The organism is Klebsiella grimontii (assembly GCF_900200035.1).
Classification (GTDB): domain Bacteria; phylum Pseudomonadota; class Gammaproteobacteria; order Enterobacterales; family Enterobacteriaceae; genus Klebsiella; species Klebsiella grimontii.
Genome location: NZ_FZTC01000015.1, coordinates 664,513 through 686,183 on the forward strand (window position 1 = coordinate 664,513; position 21,671 = coordinate 686,183).

Annotated in this window: 21 protein-coding genes; 13 read left to right on the forward strand and 8 right to left on the reverse strand. The window is 53.8% G+C overall.

The genetic code is table 11. The features are described 5' to 3' along the window. The first annotated feature begins 160 nt into the window (after positions 1-160). Positions 161-1,564: a chitoporin ChiP gene (gene chiP / locus KOSB73_RS10890; RefSeq protein WP_024358798.1), complete on the forward strand. Its 1,404-nt coding sequence runs from the start codon at positions 161-163 to the stop codon at positions 1,562-1,564. A 46-nt stretch (positions 1,565-1,610) separates the two neighbouring features. Then, positions 1,611-1,943 carry a ChiQ/YbfN family lipoprotein gene (locus tag KOSB73_RS10895; RefSeq protein WP_004134140.1) on the forward strand — a complete coding sequence of 111 codons (333 nt, stop codon included), beginning with the start codon at positions 1,611-1,613 and terminating at the stop codon, positions 1,941-1,943. Between the two features lie 52 nt (positions 1,944-1,995). On the opposite strand, the gene tcuC is transcribed toward KOSB73_RS10895, so the two are convergent. The 8 genes from tcuC to ybfF form a co-directional block, all read right to left on the reverse strand. Next, entirely contained in the window at positions 1,996-3,291 is a 1,296-nt protein-coding gene (gene tcuC, locus KOSB73_RS10900) for an MFS transporter (RefSeq protein ID WP_024358797.1), read from the reverse strand. Between the two features lie 52 nt (positions 3,292-3,343). Next, positions 3,344-4,483 (reverse strand): tricarballylate utilization 4Fe-4S protein TcuB, encoded by a 1,140-nt coding sequence (gene tcuB / locus KOSB73_RS10905; protein WP_082237430.1) that lies wholly within the window; start codon positions 4,481-4,483, stop codon positions 3,344-3,346. Continuing rightward, complete coding sequence (gene tcuA / locus KOSB73_RS10910) at positions 4,470-5,873, reverse strand: FAD-dependent tricarballylate dehydrogenase TcuA (protein ID WP_098140507.1); 1,404 nt, start codon at positions 5,871-5,873, stop codon at positions 4,470-4,472. Before tcuA ends, tcuB begins: the two co-directional genes overlap by 14 nt. Before the next feature lie 97 nt (positions 5,874-5,970). Continuing rightward, entirely contained in the window at positions 5,971-6,897 is a 927-nt protein-coding gene (gene tcuR / locus KOSB73_RS10915; RefSeq protein WP_004134132.1) for a tricarballylate utilization LysR family transcriptional regulator TcuR, read from the reverse strand. 129 nt (positions 6,898-7,026) lie between these two features. Further along, on the reverse strand, positions 7,027-7,479 hold the full coding sequence (fur, locus tag KOSB73_RS10920; RefSeq protein WP_004130476.1) for a ferric iron uptake transcriptional regulator: 453 nt from the start codon (positions 7,477-7,479) through the stop codon (positions 7,027-7,029). A gap of 291 nt (positions 7,480-7,770) precedes the next feature. Beyond that, positions 7,771-8,301 carry a flavodoxin FldA gene (fldA, locus tag KOSB73_RS10925; protein WP_004130478.1) on the reverse strand — a complete coding sequence of 177 codons (531 nt, stop codon included), beginning with the start codon at positions 8,299-8,301 and terminating at the stop codon, positions 7,771-7,773. A gap of 149 nt (positions 8,302-8,450) precedes the next feature. After that, positions 8,451-8,744, reverse strand: a complete 294-nt coding sequence (ybfE, locus tag KOSB73_RS10930) for a LexA regulated protein (protein WP_004130480.1) — start codon at positions 8,742-8,744, stop codon at positions 8,451-8,453. 133 nt (positions 8,745-8,877) lie between these two features. Then, positions 8,878-9,651 (reverse strand): esterase, encoded by a 774-nt coding sequence (gene ybfF / locus KOSB73_RS10935; RefSeq protein ID WP_049086768.1) that lies wholly within the window; start codon positions 9,649-9,651, stop codon positions 8,878-8,880. 184 nt (positions 9,652-9,835) lie between these two features. On the opposite strand from ybfF, the gene seqA reads away from it, so the two are divergent. The 11 genes from seqA (at position 9,836) to araD (ending at position 21,666) form a co-directional block, all read left to right on the forward strand. After that, positions 9,836-10,384: a replication initiation negative regulator SeqA gene (seqA, locus tag KOSB73_RS10940; protein WP_004132642.1), complete on the forward strand. Its 549-nt coding sequence runs from the start codon at positions 9,836-9,838 to the stop codon at positions 10,382-10,384. A gap of 32 nt (positions 10,385-10,416) precedes the next feature. Then, a complete protein-coding gene (gene pgm, locus KOSB73_RS10945; protein WP_024358792.1) occupies positions 10,417-12,057 on the forward strand; it encodes a phosphoglucomutase (alpha-D-glucose-1,6-bisphosphate-dependent) in 1,641 nt (546 codons plus the stop codon). A 56-nt stretch (positions 12,058-12,113) separates the two neighbouring features. Next, positions 12,114-12,533: an arginine:ornithine antiporter gene (locus KOSB73_RS10950; RefSeq protein WP_098140508.1), complete on the forward strand. Its 420-nt coding sequence runs from the start codon at positions 12,114-12,116 to the stop codon at positions 12,531-12,533. A 322-nt stretch (positions 12,534-12,855) separates the two neighbouring features. Then, on the forward strand, positions 12,856-13,653 hold the full coding sequence (locus tag KOSB73_RS10955) for a DeoR/GlpR family DNA-binding transcription regulator (protein ID WP_049086595.1): 798 nt from the start codon (positions 12,856-12,858) through the stop codon (positions 13,651-13,653). Between the two features lie 116 nt (positions 13,654-13,769). Beyond that, positions 13,770-14,843, forward strand: coding sequence for a zinc-binding dehydrogenase (locus KOSB73_RS10960; protein WP_049086594.1), 1,074 nt, complete (start codon positions 13,770-13,772; stop codon positions 14,841-14,843). 282 nt (positions 14,844-15,125) lie between these two features. After that, entirely contained in the window at positions 15,126-15,992 is an 867-nt protein-coding gene (locus KOSB73_RS10965) for an ABC transporter substrate-binding protein (protein ID WP_014228426.1), read from the forward strand. 105 nt (positions 15,993-16,097) lie between these two features. After that, positions 16,098-17,582, forward strand: a complete 1,485-nt coding sequence (locus tag KOSB73_RS10970; RefSeq protein ID WP_049088762.1) for a sugar ABC transporter ATP-binding protein — start codon at positions 16,098-16,100, stop codon at positions 17,580-17,582. A 67-nt stretch (positions 17,583-17,649) separates the two neighbouring features. Beyond that, the gene (locus KOSB73_RS10975) at positions 17,650-18,579 is read left to right on the forward strand and encodes an ABC transporter permease (RefSeq protein ID WP_049099949.1); all 930 of its coding nucleotides are present in this window, start codon (positions 17,650-17,652) and stop codon (positions 18,577-18,579) included. Positions 18,580-18,606: 27 nt separating this feature from the next. Further along, positions 18,607-20,085 (forward strand): FGGY-family carbohydrate kinase, encoded by a 1,479-nt coding sequence (locus KOSB73_RS10980; RefSeq protein ID WP_049086592.1) that lies wholly within the window; start codon positions 18,607-18,609, stop codon positions 20,083-20,085. Beyond that, complete coding sequence (locus KOSB73_RS10985) at positions 20,082-20,981, forward strand: L-ribulose-5-phosphate 3-epimerase (protein WP_049086590.1); 900 nt, start codon at positions 20,082-20,084, stop codon at positions 20,979-20,981. The genes KOSB73_RS10980 and KOSB73_RS10985 overlap by 4 nt, the downstream gene beginning before the upstream one ends. Then, on the forward strand, positions 20,971-21,666 hold the full coding sequence (araD, locus tag KOSB73_RS10990; protein WP_049088755.1) for an L-ribulose-5-phosphate 4-epimerase: 696 nt from the start codon (positions 20,971-20,973) through the stop codon (positions 21,664-21,666). The genes KOSB73_RS10985 and araD overlap by 11 nt, the downstream gene beginning before the upstream one ends. Positions 21,667-21,671: the final 5 nt, after the last annotated feature.

Consider the following 21,671-nt stretch of genomic DNA (forward strand, 5'->3'; position numbering starts at 1 on the left):
TTTGGTCGGCGAAAGAGATTGATAATTCGCGTCACGAAAAATAGTCTATACCCAGTGGTTATGCGAATTTTTAGCGCACCACTTTTTTAGCAGTTTTATTTTATTTTTTGCGTGTTGCCCTTTGGTGACCGCACTTTAAAACGTCAAAGAGGATATGCATATGCGTACGTTTAGTGGCAAACGTAGTACGCTGGCGCTGGCTATTGCCGGTGTCACAGCCCTGTCAGGATTTGCAATGGTGCCGGATGCAAAAGCAGAAGGGTTCATTGATGATTCAACGTTAACCGGCGGCATCTATTACTGGCAGCGTGAACGCGACCGTAAAGATGTGACCGACGGCGATAAATATAAAACTAACCTGTCGCACTCCACCTGGAACGCCAACCTCGACTTCCAGTCCGGCTATGCCGCCGACATGTTCGGTATTGACGTCGCTGCCTTTACCGCCATCGAAATGGGTGAAAGCAGCGAGAGCGGTCACCCGAACGAAATCGCTTTCTCCTCGCGTAATAAAGGCTACGATGAAGACTATTCCGGCGATAAGAGCGGGATCAGCCTGTATAAAGCAGCCGCGAAATTTAAATTTGGTCCGGCATGGGCGCGCGCGGGCTATATTCAGCCAACCGGCCAAACGCTGCTGGCGCCGCACTGGAGCTTTATGCCCGGTACTTACCAGGGCGCGGAAGCTGGCGCGAACTTTGACTACGGTGATGCGGGCGCGCTGAGTTTCTCCTATATGTGGACAAACGAATATAAAGCGCCGTGGCACATTGAGATGGATGAGTTCTATCAGAACGACAAGAAAACCAAGGTGGATTATCTCCACTCTCTCGGCGCCAAATATGATTTTAAAAACGACCTTGTACTGGAAGCGGCGTTTGGCCAGGCACAGGGTTACATCGACCAGTATTTTGCCAAGGCCAGCTATAAGTTTGATGTCGCCGGCACGCCGTTAACCACCAGCTATCAGTTCTACGGCACCCGCGATAAAGTCAGCAACGGCGGGGCTAACGATATCTATGACGGCACCGCGTGGCTGCAGGCCTTGACCTTTGGCTATAAGGTTGCCGACGTTCTGGATCTGCGTCTGGAAGGCACCTGGGTTAAAGCTGATGGCCAGCAGGGCTACTTCCTGCAGCGTATGACGCCTACCTATGCATCGTCTAACGGGCGACTGGATATCTGGTGGGATAACCGTTCGGACTTCAACGCCAACGGTGAAAAAGCGGTGTTCTTCGGCGCGATGTATGACATGAAGAACTGGAACATGCCGGGCTGGGCCTTCGGCGCATCCTACGTTTATGCCTGGGATGCGAAGCCGGGGAGAATGTCCTCACCTGATGCGTACTACAACCCGGATAAACGTCTGGAAGAGTCCGCTTATAGCCTGGATGCCATGTACACCGTTCAGGAAGGACGCGCGAAGGGCACGCTGTTCAAACTCCACTTTACGCAATACGACAACCACTCCGATATCCCAAGCTGGAGCGGCGGTTACGGCAACATCTTCCAGGATGAGCGCGACGTGAAGTTCATGGTTATCGCTCCGTTCACCATTTTCTGATGCCACTGCGGCGGGGAAAACCCGCCGCAATTTCCCGAGGTTCATGATGAAAAAGTTAATGCTTGTCGCCATTATGGCAGCAGGTCTGGTTGCCTGTACCCAGTCGCCAGCGCCTAAGGAAGACTCAAAGTTAAAAGATGCCTACAGCGCCTGCATCAATAGCGCTGAGGGCAATCCGGATAAAGTGGAAGCCTGTCAGAGCGTACTGAACGTGCTGAAACAGGAGAAACAGCATCAGCAGTTCGCGACCCAGGAAAGCGTGCGGGTTCTGGATTATCAGCAGTGCATCCAGGCGCGCAAAACCGGGAACGATCAGGCTGTAGAGGCGCGCTGCGACCAGATCTGGAAAGAGATCCGCAGCAATAATACACCGCGTTAAGCCAGACGGCGGCAAGCAAACGGGCGGAGCGAAAACTCCGCCCGTTGCTATTTTAGCGGGGTATTTCTGCCGGCCGGTAGCCGCGGCTCAGGCGTACGAAGAGCATTGCGGTAGCGGCCAGGCCGCATAGCGCGGCGCACATCAGCCACCAGCCCGGCGAGCTTTTATCGCCCGTTATCTCTACCAGCGCGGTGGAAATTGCTGGCGTCAGGCCGCCGAAGATCGCGGTGGCGAGGCTAAAGGCCAGTGAAAAGCCGACGGTGCGGACGTAGACCGGCATCACTTCCGTCAGCGCGGCCACCATCGCGCCGTTATACATACCAAAGAAGAACGAGAACCAGAGCAGGACCAGCGTCATGCGGGTGAAATCCGGCGCGGCGGTGAGCCAGTGCATTACCGGCCAGGTAGTGAGCAGCGCCAGCAGGGTAATGCCCATCAGCACCGGTCGACGGCCTATTTTGTCAGAAATTGCCCCGCCGATCGGTAACCAGATAAAGTTGGAGATGCCGACCAGCATGGTCACCAGCAGACTGTCGCGGGCGCTCAGGTGCAGCACGGCTCTGCCGTAGGTCGGGGTATAGACGGTAATGAAGTAAAAAGTTGTCGTGGTCATTGCCACCAGCAAGGTGCCCGCCGAGATGATGCGCCAGTTTTTGACAATTGTGCTCAGGATCTCCCGGGTATCAGGACGATGTTTACGCTGCAGGAAGGCTTCGGTTTCCTGTAACGAACGCCGCAGCACAAAAATCAGCGGAATAATCATACAGCCAATAAAGAAGGGAATGCGCCAGCCCCATTCGGCGATCTGATCGTGGCCGAGCGTTTCATTCAGCGCGTAGCCAATCAGCGCCGCCACAACGATAGCCACCTGCTGGCTGGCGGATTGCCAGCTGGTATAGAATCCCTTGTTCCCCGGCGTGGCGATTTCCGATAAATAGACCGACACGCCGCCGAGCTCGACGCCCGCCGAGAAACCCTGCAACAGCCGCCCGACAACCACCAGGATGGGGGCGAGAATGCCGATAGTCTGATAGCCGGGCACCAGCGCTATCAGAAGCGTCCCGCAGCCCATAATCGCCAGCGTCACCATCAGCCCTTTACGGCGGCCGATTCTGTCGATATAGGCCCCCAACACTATCGCGCCGATAGGGCGCATCAGGAAGCCCGAACCAAAGACGGCGAAGGTGAGCATTAACGCCGCAAACTCGCTTTCCGCCGGAAAGAACGTTCTGGCGATGTAGGTGGCGTAAAAACCAAACAGAAAAAAGTCGAACTGTTCGAGAAAATTACCGCTGGTCACGCGGAGGATGGCGCCAATGGTACCGGCGCGCGATGAGGGTTGCGTCATAGGGTTTGCTCTCCATTGTCTTTATCTTGTTTTTATAGAGGTAAGAGGGGGGCTAGTCGCCTGCGACTGCCGCCTGTTTTCCGCGCCGTTTCTCAATCGCCCACTTGAGTAACGCCGCACAGCGATAAAATCCGTGGGCGAATTTTCCGTAAGGAAGGGTTAAAAACAGCGCCATCACCACGCCGAGATGAATGGCAAGCAGAATGCCCATCCACGAGGTGTCCCGTCCCGCCAGCAGGGCGAGGCCGGTGAAGCTGGTCAGCAGCAGCAGCAGGATAAAGGCGCGATCCATCGGTTTTTGCCGCGGGTCTCCGTGCAGCGGCGAACGACGAAGGTTCAGCCATAGCAGGCCTGCCGGGCCCACCAGCAGGCCGATTCCGCCAAGCGTGCCCAGCAGAACCGGTGCGCTGAAGAACGGGTAGGGAGCTTCCCATCCGGCAAAATAGTGATAGCCCGTGGCCACCAGGGTGGCAGCGAAACAGAGCAGAAAACCATAAAAGGTAAGATGATGGAAACGACGGCGCATCAGGGTAAACGCGTCATCAGCCTCGTTGCAGCCCTTACCGTGGCCGCCGTCGAGATATTTTAAGGTCAGCGCGTTATGCGAGGCTTCGGCGATATCAACGGCGTGGGGATGCCCCGGGGAGATCTCGCGCCAGAAACGGATCACGCCGGCCATCAGTAAGCCCATGGCCAGTACGAAGACCGAACCAAACATCCACGCCAGCAGGTTATGGGGAAAAATCTGGTAGAAATCGCCGGCCAGCGGCGGATGTAGCAGGGAGCCTTTGAGCCCCATCGCCAGCAGCAGAAAGAGGATCAACCCACCGACCAGCGCCAGCGCCGTGGTCACGCCGGCCCGACGATACAGGCTGCCGAAAGCCGCGGGCTGGGCATAATGTTGATAGGTTTCCAGCCGCACTTCCGCCATCGCCTTCGGGACATTAATGGCAAACTCATGCGGCGGCGCGTACTGGCAGGCATGCAGGCAGGCACCGCAGTTATGGCACAGGTTGGCCAGGTAGTTTATATCCGCTTTACCAAAAGCCAGGCGTTGGGTCATGGCCGGAAACACGGCGCAAAACCCTTCGCAATAGCGGCAGGCGTTACAGACCTGCATCACCCGTTCGACCTCCGCTTCCGGCTGGGTGATGATTTGCGCGTCAATGATTAGCTTTTCAAGCGACTTCATGGTGTCTCTCCTGCAGTGCCGCCCTGGCGGCTTGTTGGCCGGCAATGCGGCCGAATGTCGTCCCGATCGACATGCCCACGCCGGCGGTATAGCCTTTGCCCAGCACGTTGCCGGCCATCATTTCACCGGCAACGAACAGGCTTCGGCTGGGCTTGCCCGCAAAATGGACGGCGGCGTGTTCATTGACGTACAGCCCGAGGTAGGTGAAGGTGATCCCCGGTCGTAGGGCATAGCCGTAGTAGGGCGGCGTATCGATGGGCCGCGCCCAGTGGGTTTTCGGCGGCGTCAGGCCGGATGTCGCGCAGTTATCAAGGCGGGTATGATCGAACTGGCCGGGCGCGCAGGCGGCGTTGTAGCGGGCGATGGTTTGCGCCAGGCGTTCCGCGTCCAGCCCCAGCTGGCGAGCTAATTCTTCGATGGTATTGGCCTGGGCGCCGGGGAAAACGGGCGGCATAAAGTGGCCGATCGCTTTGCTGTCGATAATTGAGTAGCCGATTTGCCCCGGCTGGTGGGCGACCAGTCTGCCCCAGATGGCATAACGTTTGGGCCAGAAATCTTCCCCTTCGTCATAAAAGCGCCTGGCGTCACGGTTGACGACCACCCCCAGCGACACGCAGTCCACGCGCGTACAGATCCCGCCATCGTAGAGCGGCGCCCTGGCGTCAATGGCGACGCAGTGGGATTGTGAAGGATCGCCGATGATGTCAGCCCCGGCGTCAATCATAAACTTGAGCAGCACGCCCTGGTTGAAGCGGGTGCCGCGGATGAGAAAGTTATCGGCTGGCCATTCACCACGATCGTTCTGTCCCCATGCTTCACGCAGCCACTCGCGGTTAGATTCAAACCCGCCGGCGGCGAGGACGCAGGTTTTGGCGACGATCCTTTCTTCGCCCGCCAGCGCGGCGACGAATTCGCCGTTATCTAATTCGAGCGCCTGTACCGGCGTGTTGTAGCGGATCTTAACGCCCATCTGCTCCGCGCTGCGGTAATAGGCGTTGACCAGGGCTTTACCGCCGCCCATAAAAAAGGCGTTGGTGCGGGCAACGTGCAGGGCGCCGGAGAGCGGCGGCTGAAAGTTAACCCCGTGCTGGCGCATCCAGTCCCGGCATTGCGCTGAAGTGCGGATCACCAGCCGCGCCAGCGCTTCGTTGGTGTTGCCCTCGGTGACGCGCAGCAGGTCCTGCCAGTACTCTTCTTCCGGATAGCTGTCGATTAAAACATCCTGCGGAGCATCGTGCATACAGCGAAGATTCCGCGTGTGCTGAGAGTTTCCGCCTCGCCATTCCCGCGGCGCAGCCTCCAGCAGCAGCACGGACGCGCCGGCTTCCCGGGCGGTTAATGCGGCGCATAGCGCGGCATTGCCGCCGCCAATCACCAGTACATCCACCATTTTTGGCTCCATTACGCTTTGCTTGATTGTTAAATTTGTAATGGAAATGTATTCGTTTTGGCCGTAAGGACGCTATGGCGTATTGCTAAAGGGGGGTTTAGTGCGCGTAAAGGCTGGCGCCGGGCCAGCGGCCTGACTCCACGAGCTGACGCATGACTTTCGCCAGTATCACCCGCGCGGCAAGGCCCGCTGGGGTCAGTTCATCATCGGAAAGGCTGACGAGAAAGTTTGGCCGACTGAGTATCGGATTCTCGACGCCGATCACTCTCAGGGACTCGCCGTCGAGATGGGAAATCGCCGCCCCCGGCTGCAGCGTGGCGCCCAGTCCGTCGCGGACGGCGCGCATCAGCAGGGCCAGACCGTCGATTTCAGCCACCACATCGACGCTCAGGGCGTGCTCCTGGCAGATCGCCTCCAGCCTGCCGCGCAGGCCATGCCCCAGGCTTGGCATTATCAGCGGGATAGCGGCCAGTTGGCCAGGCGAGATGCTCGCTTCGGGAAGGGGGGCCAGCACGTCATGGGTGCCAATCAGAAACAGACGCTCTTCGAGAATCGGCCTGGCGCTCCAGCGCGCAAGCTTCTCCTTCTGGAACACGATAGCTAAATCAAGCTGGCGGGTGTTGATCATGCGTTCCAGATTACCGGAGAGGCTCTCGACCAAATGCAGGCGGACGTCGGCATAGCTTTCGCGCATCGCGTGAATAAAAGGTACCCCCAGTACAGAGGCGGTGCTGGGGGCCATACCGACGCTGACGTGGCCGGAAAGGCGCGCCTCGCGCGCGGCGAGAACCGCATCGTCGGCGTGGCGCAGCGCCAGCTGCGCCTGGGAGTAGAAGGCGAGACCAGCGCTGGTCGGCATTACGCCGCGCGATGTCCGCTGCAGCAGACGGATGGCGAGTTCGTTCTCCAGGCGCGCCATCTGTTGGCTCAGCGCGGAGACGCCGATATTCAGGTCAAGCGCGGCGCGGCCCATACTGCCGGTTTCAATAATGCGCACATAATAGCGTAGCTGGCGAAGCTCCATGTCGACTCTCCGTACACCTCAGGATGCACTGACAGTAAACGTATTGCAGCGCGAGAGAAAGAGGCGGCAAATTCCGGGCAAAAAAAAGCCAACCTTCAGGTTGGCTTTTGGCGGTATACGATGCAGTGATTATTTCTCTGCCGCGTCGTGGGCATGTTCATCTTCGCGGCAGTCGCCTTCCGCACAGTGTCCGTACAGGTACAGGCTGTGGTTGGTCAGACGAATACCGTGCCTTGCGGCAATTTCACGCTGGCGCGCTTCGATGGAATCATCGCTAAATTCGATCACTTTGCCGCAGTCGAGGCAAATCAGGTGATCGTGATGATGCTGCTGCGTCAGTTCAAAAACGGATTTACCGCCTTCAAAATTATGACGGGTGACGATACCGGCGTCGTCGAACTGGTTCAGTACGCGGTAGACGGTGGCCAGGCCAATCTCTTCACCCATATCAATCAGGCGTTTGTATAAGTCTTCCGCACTGACATGATGGTTATCCGGTCCTTGCAGCACTTCCAGGATTTTTAATCTCGGAAGCGTCACTTTCAGGCCAGCTTTCTTTAATGCGGTATTGTTGTCAGTCATGCGGAATCTGTCCTGTTGCTAAACGATCTACTTCCATCAGCGGAAGTAATACAGAGAATCACCCGATGTAATGCGTCTCATTATAGAACTGCCATGGTGAAATGAAAACTGCAAGCATCGGGCCTTGTATGCTGTCAAAAACGAGGCACTCGCTACAAAGTGCTTCACGCGACCCCGTTAAATCAGAGGACATTGTACAGATATGTGATTAAAAGTTAAAAACTTGTAGCTATAACTTTGATTGCTTTTATCTATCAATTCGGCGAAATCTGATGATTTCGCCGTTTAGACTCAGGCATTCTTGATTTCTTCAAGGTGCAGCTCTTCAGAAATCTGTTTTACCCATTTTTCCACGCGTTCGTTAGTCAATTCTGGCTGACGGTCTTCGTCAATGGCCAGGCCAACAAAGTGATCGTCATCGGCCAGGCCTTTAGACGCTTCAAAATGGTAGCCCGCGGTCGGCCAGTGGCCAACGATAGTTGCGCCGCGCGGTTCGATGATGTCGCGGATGGTACCCAGCGCATCGCAGAAGTATTCAGCATAGTCTTCCTGATCGCCACAGCCAAACAGCGCGACCAGTTTGCCGTTGAAATCGATCTCTTCCAGCGTCGGGAAGAAATCGTCCCAGTCGCACTGGGCTTCGCCGTAGTACCAGGTCGGAATGCCGAGCAGCAGGATATCGTGACCTTCCAGATCCTCTTTGCTGCTTTTGGCAATGTCGTGAACATCAGCAACATCTTTACCAAGCTGCTTTTGGATCATTTTTGCAATATTTTCGGTGTTGCCGGTGTCGCTGCCAAAAAAGATGCCGATGATTGCCATGAGTAAAATAACCTCTTGAAACTTAATGATGTGGTAGTGGCGTAATGCCCGCAGATAGGGGCAATGATAGCAGAACAGAGAAGGGCGCGGAAACAGCAATCACGCCCAACTGCACACTCTGCTACATGAAAGCTTATTTTTTGCGGGTTTTAGGCTTTATCCTGGCCGCGCAGGGCCGCCAGCTGGCTCATCAGCATCTCTTCGATAAGATCGCTGCGGTTCATATTACGGGCTTCCGCCAGCTCATTAAGCGCATCGACCGCATCGGCATTCAGCTTTAGCTCCACGCGCTTAAGACCGCGACTCTTATCGCGTTTAAGCTGATTGCGTTTGTTGATGCGCAGCTGTTCATCGCGCGAAAGCGGATTGGTTTTCGGTCTACCCGGCCGACGCTCGGTTGCGAACAAATCTAATGTCGTACGGTCCGTTTGTTCTTTTGCCATGATTCAGAGTGACTTCGGGGGAAACAAGCTATCGGGCATAGCCGATGCAGACAGCGCGCCATAATACATCAGGCGACGGGCTGCGCCAACGACCGCGGGCATTAAGCCGCGCGGTCGGGCAGATTTTAGCCAGTCAGGCGGCGATCGAGGTTAAATAACGGCGAATTGCGCGGATCACGGCCTCCGGTTTTTCGGCATGCACCCAGTGACCGGCGCCGGCGATAACGTGCGCGCGCGCCTGGGGAAACTGAGCCAATAGTGCATCACGGTATGCGTCGGTGACGTAGGGGGAGTTACCGCCGGGGATAAACAGCGCCGGATGCGGCCAGGCCGGGACGGCTTGCCAGCCGACGATATTATCGTACTGCTCCCACAGCACCGGTACGTTAAACCGCCACTGGCCGTCCACGAAAGACTTCAGCAGAAACTGAATCACGCCCTCTTCGTTAAGGTGCTGGCGCATGACTGCCGCCGCCTGTTGACGCGTTGCGGCGCCCGCGTCGGTGACGGCGTTGATGGCGGCGAAGATTTCATCATGACGGCGAACGTGATAATCCACCGGGGCGATATCAATGGCGACCAGGCCCGCGATGCGCTCCGGCGCCAGCGCGCTCAGCGCCATCACCGCCTTTCCGCCCATTGAGTGACCAATAAAGGTAGCTTTTTCAATCTGTGATTCATTGAGAGTATCAAGCAGATCCTGGGCCATCGCGGAATAGGTCATTTCCGGCGAGCGCGGCGAAAGACCGTGGTTTCGCATGTCGACCTGTAAAATATCGCGATCGTGAACCAGATCGCGGGCGAGGATCCCAAGGTTATCCAGGCTGCCAAAAAGGCCGTGGACCAGGACGATAGGGGGATTATTGTGCGGATTCTGTGCAGATTGCGCTCGGCTATTTAATTTCATGGCAAAGTTCTTTTTTTCGCTCCGTCGGGTTAGGGTATTATGTTGGACATTCTGCCATCCGGCTGCAAGACCCGGAAGATTTCCGAGTTTTACCGCCATCCTGGTTTGACGCTATCCGCGGTTGGGATTTGACCCTATAATCCCGACAACTTGTATTCAGAAAAAGATATCGCACTGGATTAAGATGAAAACAATTGAAGTTGATGATGAACTCTATAGCTATATTGCCAGCCACACCAAGCATATTGGCGAGAGCGCATCCGACATTTTACGGCGTATGTTGAAGTTTTCCGCCGTTTCCCAGCCTGTCGCACCGGTAGCGAAAGCCGCTCCGGCCCCTGCGCCAACGCCTGTCGCTGAAGTGAAGCCCGCTAATCCTCTGAAGGATAAAGTCCGCGCGATGCGTGAGCTGCTGTTATCTGATGAGTACGCTGATCAAAAGCGCGCGGTAAACCGTTTCATGCTGGTTCTGACTACCCTCTACTCCTTAGACAGCAAAGCGTTCGCGGAGGCGACCGAGTCCCTCCACGGCCGCACTCGCGTTTATTTCGCTGAGGATGAGCGCACGCTGCAGAAAAACGGTAATCAGACGAAACCTAAGCAGGTTCCGGGCACGCCGTGGTGGGTCATTACAAATACCAATACCGGTCGCAAATGCAGCATGATCGAACATATCATGCAGTCTATGCAGTTCCCTGCGGAATTGATCGAAAAGGTTTGCGGTACGATCTAGTTAATTAACTTTTGCACCAGAAGGATCAGGCAATGGCAATCGATAAGCGCGCGGGTCAACCTGCGCAACAGAGTGATTTGATTAACGTCGCCCAGCTGACTGCCCAGTACTATGTGCTGAAGCCGGAAGTCGGCAACGCGGAACATGCGGTGAAGTTTGGCACCTCCGGTCACCGCGGCAGCGCGGCGCGCCACAACTTCAACGAGCAGCATATTCTGGCGATTGCTCAGGCAATTGCGGAAGACCGCGCGAAGAACGGGATCACCGGCCCATGCTACGTCGGGAAGGACACTCATGCACTCTCCGAACCGGCCTTCATTTCCGTACTGGAAGTGCTGGCGGCGAACGGCGTTGACGTCATCGTTCAGGAAAACAACGGTTTCACCCCGACGCCGGCGATTTCTAATGCGATTCTGGTGCATAACAAAAAGGGCGGTCCGCTGGCTGACGGTATTGTGATCACGCCGTCCCACAACCCGCCGGAAGACGGTGGTATCAAGTACAATCCGCCAAACGGCGGCCCGGCTGATACCAACGTGACCAAGGTTGTCGAAAATCGCGCCAATGAACTGCTGGCTGCCGGTCTGCAGGGCGTCAAGCGTATTTCTCTTGACGCGGCGCTGGCCTCCGGCCACGTTAAAGAACAGGATCTGGTGCAGCCGTTTATTGAAGGGCTGGCGGATATCGTCGATATGGCGGCGATCCAGAAAGCCGGATTGACCCTCGGCGTCGACCCGCTGGGCGGCTCCGGTATCGAATACTGGAAGCGTATCGCTGAGCATTACAACCTCAATCTGACCATCGTCAACGACCACGTCGATCAGACCTTCCGCTTTATGCATCTCGATAAAGACGGCGCAATCCGTATGGACTGTTCCTCCGAGTGCGCGATGGCGGGCCTGCTGGCGCTGCGCGACAAATTTGACCTGGCCTTCGCGAATGACCCGGATTACGACCGTCACGGTATCGTCACGCCGGCCGGGTTGATGAACCCGAACCACTATCTGGCGGTGGCGATTAACTACCTGTTCCAGCATCGCCCGCAGTGGGGCAAAGATGTCGCTGTGGGTAAAACCCTGGTCTCCTCGGCGATGATTGACCGTGTGGTTAACGACCTCGGCCGTAAGCTGGTGGAAGTGCCGGTCGGCTTTAAGTGGTTTGTTGATGGTCTGTTTGACGGCAGCTTCGGCTTCGGCGGTGAAGAGAGCGCGGGGGCTTCGTTCCTGCGCTTTGACGGCACCCCGTGGTCTACCGACAAAGACGGCATCATCATGTGCCTGCTGGCGGCGGAAATCACCGCGGTCACCGGGAAAAACCCGCAGCAGCACTACGACGAGCTGGCAGAGCGCTTTGGCGCGCCGAGCTACAACCGTCTGCAGGCCTCCGCGACTTCTGCCCAGAAAGCGGCGCTGTCTAAGCTCTCTCCGGAAATGGTCAGCGCCAGCACCCTGGCGGGCGACCCGATTACCGCGCGTCTGACCGCGGCGCCGGGTAACGGGGCGGCGATTGGCGGCCTGAAGGTGATGACCGACAACGGCTGGTTCGCCGCGCGTCCGTCAGGAACCGAAGACGCCTATAAAATCTACTGCGAAAGCTTCCTCGGCGCTGAACATCGTCAGCAGATTGAGAAAGAAGCGGTGGAGATTGTCAGCGAAGTGCTGAAAAATGCGTAATTGACATCATGATAATCAGGCCCTTTTCAGGGCCTGATTTTTTCGCAGGGATAGCGATGAAACTGGAACGAAAAAACGTTTTTTGGTTCTGGGGTGGGATGGATCTGTTCTATCTCCTCCAGTTTATTGTCTGGAATGTCTACCATCAGCGAGTGCCTTTCTACAGCGATATCCTCGCTTATCTACAGCTTGTGCAAAGCTACGGTTCCGCGGCAGCCTGGCTATATCCGCTTAATGCCATATTGATTGTCACTATTCCCGTCTCGATGATTCTCTTCTGGCGACACAGTCGCTATGCGCTGTGGCTGGCGTATGCGCAGACGCCGTTGCGTCTGATCTTCATGCTACCTTCGCTTTCGCTGGTGTTCTGGATGCTGCGCGAGATGGAGTTTAAGGGGAGCGCGTTTTATATTGGGTTCCTGCTGGTTTCAGAGGCGGCAAAAGTCGTCACCCTTTGGCGATGTCGCAAAGTTTGACGTTACGTGTTATCAAGACGGCACAGCCTTGCCGGGCATTACGCTGACTGAATCGGGCATAAACGGGTATTATTGCTTTGACCGGGTTTGCCCGTTTTAGTGAATATGCTGCTAAAGCAAACGAACAATGACGGCTAATTCTGCGATTTTAATCACAAATTTATCTCATTCAAAATGAAAGTTACTTGATATATATGATCAGCTTCAAACTAAAAAAAGCTAAAAACTTGTTTTGATTTTGTATGATTTATATCACTTACTGATATGGACAATTTTGTTATATTTATGTCATTAAATCCTGAATGCTTTCTTGAGAACGTCTATGTTACAAGTGAAACGTCATTCATTAATCTTGGAATATGTCGTAGAAAAAGGATGTGCCAGAGTTAATGAGCTCTCACAGATATTTGGCGTATCTCCAGAAACCATTCGCCGAGATTTAACCTCGCTGGCGAAAAATAAAAAAATAGTTCGCAGCTTTGGCGGTGCGATGATTTCAGAAAATAATGCATCATTTTTAGATGTGGATAATCCCACAAATAATGGGAATTTTGTCGATAAAGCTGAAGCATTTATTAAGCGAACAAAAGAGCAACCAGAGCGAAAAATGCGCATTGCCAAAAGCGCATTACAGTACATTCATGAGCATGAATGCATTATTATGGATAATAGTAGTTCATGCTGGTTTTTAGCACGGCAGTTGCCCGATATCGAACTGACGGTAATTACCAATTCATTAAATATTATTCAGACATTGGCCTGCCGAAAGAAAATAAGAATTGTCAGCGTGGGTGGCGAGTATTCTGAAAGACACGGCGATTTTCATGGGCCAGTAGCTGAATTTATTATTAATAACTTTAAGGTCAATAAACTGTTCTTTTCTTGCCAGGGCCTTGATTCAGGCCTGGAAATCAAAGATAGCAATGAAGTCAACGTGCGTCTGAAACAAGAAATGCTGAAAGTGGCCGACCAAAAAATCCTGATGGTCGATAGCAGTAAGTTTGAGCGCTATTCATTATATAAAATATGCGACCTGGCAGATATTGATGTTCTTATTACTAATAAGCTACCAAAAGATATCTATCGTCAGGAATGCCTTGAAATCGTAGAGACCAGTTAAACTCTCTACGTAATAATATATTTGCATCATCATCTCACGACTCTTGTGCCAGGTGGAGGATAATTGCGTCAGCAATACTATCCATCTTCATTACTTATCCGAAAATGAGGTTTACGATGGAACAATTACCTGAAGATATGAAAGCTGTTGTGTGCCATGGTCCCCAGGATTATCGCTTTGAAAAGATTACGCGCCCGGTAGCACAAGAAAAAGAAGTGGTTATAAAAGTTGATGGCTGTGGAATATGTGCTGGTGATTGCAAAGCCCAGGACGGCGCACCGATGTTTTGGGGCGATAATCCGTGGGTGAAAACGCCAGTGGTGCCAGGACATGAATTCTATGGCCGGGTTGCTGAATTAGGCCCCGGCTCGGCAGAAAAATATAAATTAAAAATTGGCGACCGTATTCTGGCGGAGCAGATTGTACCTTGTCATGAATGTCGTTTCTGTAAAACCGGCAAATACTGGATGTGCGAAACCCATGATATTTACGGCTTCCAGAAAGATGTCGCCGATGGTGGTATGGCTGAATATATGCGTTTCTCCGAACGCGCGATTATTCATAAAATTCCTGAATCATTGAGTGAAGAAGATGCTGCGCTGATCGAACCTATGGCCTGCGCAATCCACACGGTACGCCGCGGAGATATCGAACTGGATGATGTGGTTGTTATCGCCGGCGCCGGGCCGCTGGGGCTGTGTATGGTGCAGGTCGCTCATCTGAAAACGCCGAAAAAGCTGGTGGTGATCGACACCATGGAAGACCGTCTGGCGCTGGCGAAAGAGTTTGGGGCGGATGTGGTTATCAATGCGGCCAAAGAAGACGCCATTGCCATTGTTAAAGCCATGACTGAAGGCTACGGTTGCGACGTCTACATTGAAGCTACCGGCGCGCCGATTGGCGTTACTCAGGGACTGGAGATGATTCGTAAGCTAGGTCGTTTTGTCGAGTTCAGCGTGTTTGGTAAAGAAACCACCGCCGACTGGTCGATCATTGGCGACCGCAAAGAGCTGGATATTCGCGGTGCGCATCTTGGCCCGTACAGCTATGAAATCGCCATCGATCTCTTTGAGCGCGGCCTGCTGACTGCAAAAGGCGTCGTCACTCATTTCTATTCTATCGATGAGTGGAAAGCGGCGTTTGAAATGGCAAAATCGCTCGATTCTATCAAGGTCGTTATTAAGCCATAAAAACGTAATTCTTAAATAGCGCCATTTATTTTAATTATCATCCGCTTTGAAATGAATGGCGGCTAAATAAATACTGGATTTGTATCATGGTGATAACTGGGGTAAATATCGGTGGTCTGGTGAAGTCTACCGGTCATTAATTTATTGCTCAGGCTATCAGGCAACATTCGTACCATGAAAACGCTAAAGGATAATCTTTATCCTTTAGCGCATAACTCAAAAAGGAGATATTGAATGCCTGTAAAATTGAATACGAAAGCATTACTCTCAGGACTTCTGGCGATGAGTATGGTCGCCTGCGTTAATGCTAAGCCGCTAACTATCGGCATGTCGTTCCAGGAATTGAATAACGAATATTTCGTCACCATGAAAGAGTCGCTTGAGCAGTCGGCAAAAGATATTAACGCCACCGTCTATACAGCGGATGCGGCGCATGATGTCTCCAAGCAGATTAGCGATGTTGAGGATATGCTGCAAAAGAAAATAGATATTTTGCTGATTAACCCGGCTGATAGCGTCGGTGCGGAAACCGCCGTGCTGGCCGCTAAAAAAGCTGGCGTGGTGGTGGTGGCGATAGATGCTCAGGCTAATGGCCCGATAGATTCTTTTGTCGGCTCAAAAAACTATGATGCAGGCTTTATTGCCGGTGAACACTTAGCCAAAGCGCTGGGTGATAAAGGCAACGTAGCGATTCTCGACGGGATTCCGGTAGTGCCTATTCTGGAGCGCGTGCGCGGCTTTGAAGATGCGATGAAAAAGCATCCCAATATTAAAGTGATTACCAAACTGAATGGTAAACAAGAGCGCGATACCTCCATGAGCGTGACGGAAAATATGCTGCAATCCAACCCGACGCTCAACGGTATTTTTAGCGTGAATGATGTTGGCTCACTCGGCGCTCTGGCGGCGATTCAGGCATCAGGACGCGATGTGAAGCTGGTGAGCGTTGATGGTTCCCCGGAAGCAGTCGCTGAAATTGCTAAAGGTAATACGCCGTTTATTGCTACCGCCGCTCAGTTCCCACGCGATCAGCTGCGTATTGGCTTAGGCATTGCCCTGGCGAAACATTGGGGTGCGAATATTCCTAAGGAGATCCCTGTTGATGTGAAGCTTATCGATAAAACCAACGCCAAAGATTTCCACTGGTAATCGCGTTATTACGCCATAGCGGCTCTCGCTAATTCAGGTGAGCCGTGCCGGATTCTTATTAAAGTATGGCTCGCTATTTTATCGAGCCATTATGGAGCGATGTTTATGCCCAGCTTACTGGAAGTTAAAAACGTCAGTAAAAGCTTCCCCGGGGTCAAGGCGCTGGATAATGTTAATATCACCCTTGGCCGAGGGGAGGTGCATGCTTTATTAGGTGAAAACGGCGCGGGTAAATCGACGTTAATGAAAATCCTTTGCGGGATATATCAACCTGACGCCGGTAATATTTTTATTGACGGTAAGCAACAGCATTTTCATAACTATCGTGACGCGATTGCCTGCGGCGTAGGGATTATCTTTCAGGAATTTTCTCTTATTCCCTATCTGAACGCTTATGAGAATATTTTCCTTAATCGCGAAAAGGTAAATAGTTTTGGTCTGTTAGATCGTAAAGCGATGCGCCGCGAGGCGTTGCGGATTTTTAAAGATCTTGGCGTGACCCTCGATCCCGATGAGCAAATTTGCCATCTCAGCGTCGCCGAGCAGCAGTTCGTGGAAATTGCCAAAGCGCTGTCGCTAGATGCGCGAATTCTCATTCTGGATGAACCCACCGCGACCTTAACCCCGAGTGAGGCGGAGCATCTTTTCCGCGTGATGCGCGATTTAAAGGCCAAAGGCGTCGGGATGTTCTTTATCTCTCACCATCTTGAGGAGATATATGAGATCTGTGACAGCCTGAGCATTCTCCGCGACGGCAAATATATCGGGTCGGCAAAGGTCGACAATATCGATATCGCCGAGATGATCCAGATGATGGTTGGCCGTGAAGTGGAGAATATCTATCCCGCACGGCGGACGCTGGCGCATGACGACATAGTACTGGAGGCGGAAATTCAGCTTACCGAAACTAGCCAGGTCAATCGACTGACGCTGCGCAAAGGGGAGATCTTAGGCCTCGCCGGGCTGGTGGGATCGGGGCGTTCCGAAGCGATCCTGGCCCTGACCGGCGCGGATAAATGCTTCAAAAAGCGCGTCCGCCTGGCCGGAAAAGAGGTGACGATAAAATCCACCGACCGGGCTCTGCGTCTGGGCATTGGTCTGTTGCCGGAAAGCCGAAAAACGCAGGGGCTGGTGCTTCCTTTTTCGGTCAAAGATAATATCTGGCTTAACAAACACGCCTGCCAGTTCTCGCTTATCCGCGATAACGAAGAGCGCCTGACCGCCGAGCGTTTAATTAATCACGTTGGCGTGAAAACGCCGGATGCTGGAACCGCGGTAGGGACGTTGAGCGGCGGTAACCAGCAGAAAGTCGTTATTTCTCGTTGGTTAAATCATGATGTCAATATTCTTATTTTTGACGAACCGACTCGCGGTATTGATGTCGGAGCGAAATCAGAAATCTATCAAATCATGCGTGACCTCACCGCCCAGGGTATTTCAATAATTATGATTTCATCTGAGCTACCAGAGGTGATTGGCGTTAGCGACAGGGTGATGGTTTTTCGCGACGGTAATATCGTTGCCGAACTCGAGAGCGACCAAATAAATTCCACTGTGATTATGCTGCACGCTGCCGGTAATATTATTTAGGGAGTATTAAATGAGTAATGAAAACGTGTCATTAGCGCCCGCCGCATCTCCTGATAAAAATAAAAAGATGCTCCATGGTTTATTAAAAATGCCCGCGTTCCTGCCGTTTGTTGGTCTGGTACTCCTGTTCTCCTGTATGGCTATTTTTAATGACTACTTTTTAACGGTCGATAACTTATCGACCGTCGCCCGCCAGGTCTCGATTAATGCCATCATTGCTATCGGGATGACCTTTGCCATCCTGACCGGCGGGATCGACCTCTCCGTCGGCGCGGTCATGGCCCTGGCCGGTACCCTGATGGCGGGATTAATGAAGTACTATGGTTTAGATCCGTGGTTAGCCATTCTTATCGGCCTGTTTTCCGGCGTCGCCTTTGGCGCGCTGAACGGCTTTTTAACCGCCTACGGTAAAATGCCGCCGATTATCGTGACCCTCGGGGCAATGATTATTGCGAAGGGACTGGCGCTGATCTATACCGGCGGCTACCCCATCTCCGGTTTACCGGATTCATTCGCTTTTTGGGGCCGCGAATATCTGTTCGGTATTCAGGTGCCTATTATTCTGATGGTGGTTTTATATCTCATCTTTTATATCGTCCTGAATCATATGCCGTTTGGTCGCTATGTTTATTCCCTCGGCGGTAATGAAGAAGCGGCGCGCCTGAGCGGGCTGCGGGTGAAATATTATAAATTGCTGGTTTACGTGATCAGCGGCTTTACCGCCAGTTTTGCCGGTCTTATTTTCACCTCGCGCGTGATGAGCGGCCAGCCGAATGCCGGCGTCGGATTTGAACTGGATGCAATTGCCGCCGTGGTGCTCGGCGGGGCATCAATTGCCGGCGGCCGCGGAATGATTATCGGCACGCTGATTGGCGCCATGATGCTCGGCGTACTGAATAATGGTTTAAACCTCCTTGGGATCTCACCTTACGTTCAGTATGTGGTGAAAGGGCTTATTATTTGGGGCGCCACCTTTATTAGCTCAGCCAGACGTTAATTTATTTTAAATATGAGGCGAAGGGAAATGAATTTTATCGGGGTTGATATCGGTGGTACGGTCACCAAAGCCGGTATATATAATGAGTTAGGGCAAGAGATTCATGTGGCGTCGCAATATGCGCAGGTATTATCCGAACAGCCGGGCTTTACCGAGCGGAACATGCATGAGCTATGGGATACCGTTTGCAGCGTGATAAAAAAAGCGCTGTATGAAAGCCAGGTGCCGCCGCTAAGCATCGGCGGGATCGGTTTCTCCTCGCACGGCAAAGGGCTCTACGCGATTGACAAAAAAGGCGAGCCGGTGCGCAATGGGATTATTTCATCTGATACCCGGGCGCTTGAGTTTGTCAAAAAATGGTACCGTGAAGGTATCGACAAACTGGCCTATCCAAAAGGATTGCAGCAGTTGTGGACCGGACATCCGGTGTCGCTGCTGGCGTGGCTTAAAGAGTATGAGCCGGCCAATTACGACAGAATCGATGCCGTTTTGATGGTCCACGACTACATCCGTTTCCGCCTGACCGGCGAAGCGACGGCAGAAATCACCAATATCTCCGGCAGTAATTTTTATAACCAGTTCACCTCTCGCTACGACAGCGACATGATGGCGCTATTTGGCATTGAGGAAGTGGTGGATAAAACCGCGCCGGTGGTGAACTCAACGGATTGCGTGGGCCACATTACCTTGCAGGCCTCGCTGGACTGCGGTTTATGCCCGGGGACGCCGGTTTTCGGCGGCTTTTTCGACGTGGTCGCCTCCGCCGTCTCCTCGGGCATTGATCGGGCGGATACCCTGAGCGCGGTGGCCGGAACCTGGAGTATCGCCACCTCGGTGACGGATAGCATTATTGCCAGCGACTTTCCCTACATCTGGGGGAAATACTGCATTCCGGGCAAATACTTCGTTCACGAGGGCAGCCCCACTTCGGCGAGCAATCTCTCCTGGTTTGTGAAGCAGTTTTTCCCTGACGATGACCGCTGCTACGACCATTTCGAAAGCTGGATCGCGCAAGATACCGACAGCAACCTCATTTTTTTACCCTATTTGTTCGGTTCCAATCTGGCGATGGATCTGCCCGGCGCGCTGGTGGGCCTCGCGGGGCATCATACGAAAAAGGATATTATTGCGGCCATCTATCGCGGGATCGTTTTTTCTCACCTGGTGCATCAGGACCGCATTATTGAACTCAATCGGGATATTCAAAAAATTCGCTTTACCGGCGGGCCGAGCCAGTCGAGAGGCTGGACGCAGATGTACGCCGATGCGGCCAATCTTCCGCTGGAAGTAGTGGATATCGAACAGGCCGGCTGTCGAGCCGCCGCGCTGTGCGCCGCGGCCGGCAGTGGCGCCTATGCTAACTTCAGCGAGGCGATTGCGGCCACGCAGCCCGAGGTGGTCTGCTATCAACCCGATAGCAATCGGCATCAGCAGCTGCGCGAAGGCTACGCCCGTTACTTAGCTGTCGCGCAAAGCCTCTCCAGGGCGACGGGAGCGGCGCAATGAAACCCAGACTTGGCATCTACGAAAAAGCGCTCCCCGCAGCGCTGGACTGGCCGAAACGCTTCGAAATGGCGGCCGGCCTGGCGTTTGATTTTATCGAAATCTCCGTTGATGAAAGCCCCGAACGCCAGGCCAGGCTGCGCTGGAATCGGGGGCAGCGGCTGGCGTTCGTGGCGGACAAAATCAACAGCGGCATTGATGTGCCGAGCATGTGCCTCTCCGCGCACCGCAGCCATCCCTTTGGTAGCGTCAATCGCGATACCCGGCTCAAGGCGCGGGAACTGATGCTTGATGCGCTGGATTTTGCCAGCCACGTCGGGATCCGCAACATCCAGCTGGCAGGCTATGACGTCTATTACGAATCCTCTTCGGCACAGACCCGGGAATACTTTATTGAGGGCATCAACTGGGCGGTGGCCGAAGCGGCGAAAGCACAGGTGATGCTGTCGATGGAGATTATGGATACCGCCTTTATGAGCAATATCTCGCGCTGGTTGGATCTCGAACGGAAGGTTTGCAGTCCGTGGTTTTGCGTCTATCCGGACGTTGGCAACTTAAGCGCGTGGCAAAACGATGTTCCTGAAGAGTTGAGTAAGGGCATTCATAAAATCAGCGCCATCCATTTGAAAGACACCCAGCCCGTTTCACACGCCTCGCTGGGGCAGTTCCGCGATGTGCCGTTCGGCACCGGCTGCGTGGATTTCAGCGAGATCTTCCGTTCGCTTGCCGCGCTGAACTATCGCGGCGCATGGTTGATTGAGATGTGGGCCAAAAATGACGGGCTGGATAGCGAGAGAATTGCCGAGGCCAAAGCGTGGTTAACGGATAAATACCAGCAGGGTTTTCTTGCCCCGCAGCATGAAGTTAATGTGAATTCAGGAGTGAAGTATGCTGGATAAACTCAAGCAGACGGTTCTTGACGCCAATCTGGCGCTGCCGAAATTTCATCTTGTGACCTTTACCTGGGGCAACGTCAGCGGTATCGATCGCGAGGCCGGGCTGGTGGTGATCAAACCCTCCGGCGTGGAATACGCCGTGATGACGGCCGAGGATATGGTGGTGGTGGAGCTGGCGACCGGCAGGGTGGTAGAGGGGCGCTATAAGCCCTCGTCGGATACGCCGACCCATCTGGAGCTGTATAAGGCGTTTAGCGGCGTGGGCGGAATTGTGCACACCCATTCGCGCCACGCGACGATTTGGGCGCAGTCGGGCAGGCCGCTGCTGGCGATGGGCACTACCCACGCCGACTATTTTTATGGGCCGATCCCCTGTACCCGCCCGCTCAGCGATGATGAAATCCGCGGTGATTATGAAACCAATACCGGTCACGTGATTATCGAAACGCTGGGGGCGCAGCATACCGATCCGCTCAGCGTGCCCGCCGCGCTGGTCCACGGGCACGGCCCATTTGCATGGGGAAAAGATCCGGCGAACGCGGTGCATAATGCGGTGGTGCTGGAGGAGATTGCCTATATGAATATGTGGACCCGTCAGCTGAGCATTGATGAACAGCCGGTCTCTGCGACGCTGCTGGATAAACACTATTTGCGTAAACACGGGGCAGGGGCCTACTACGGGCAATAATCGCC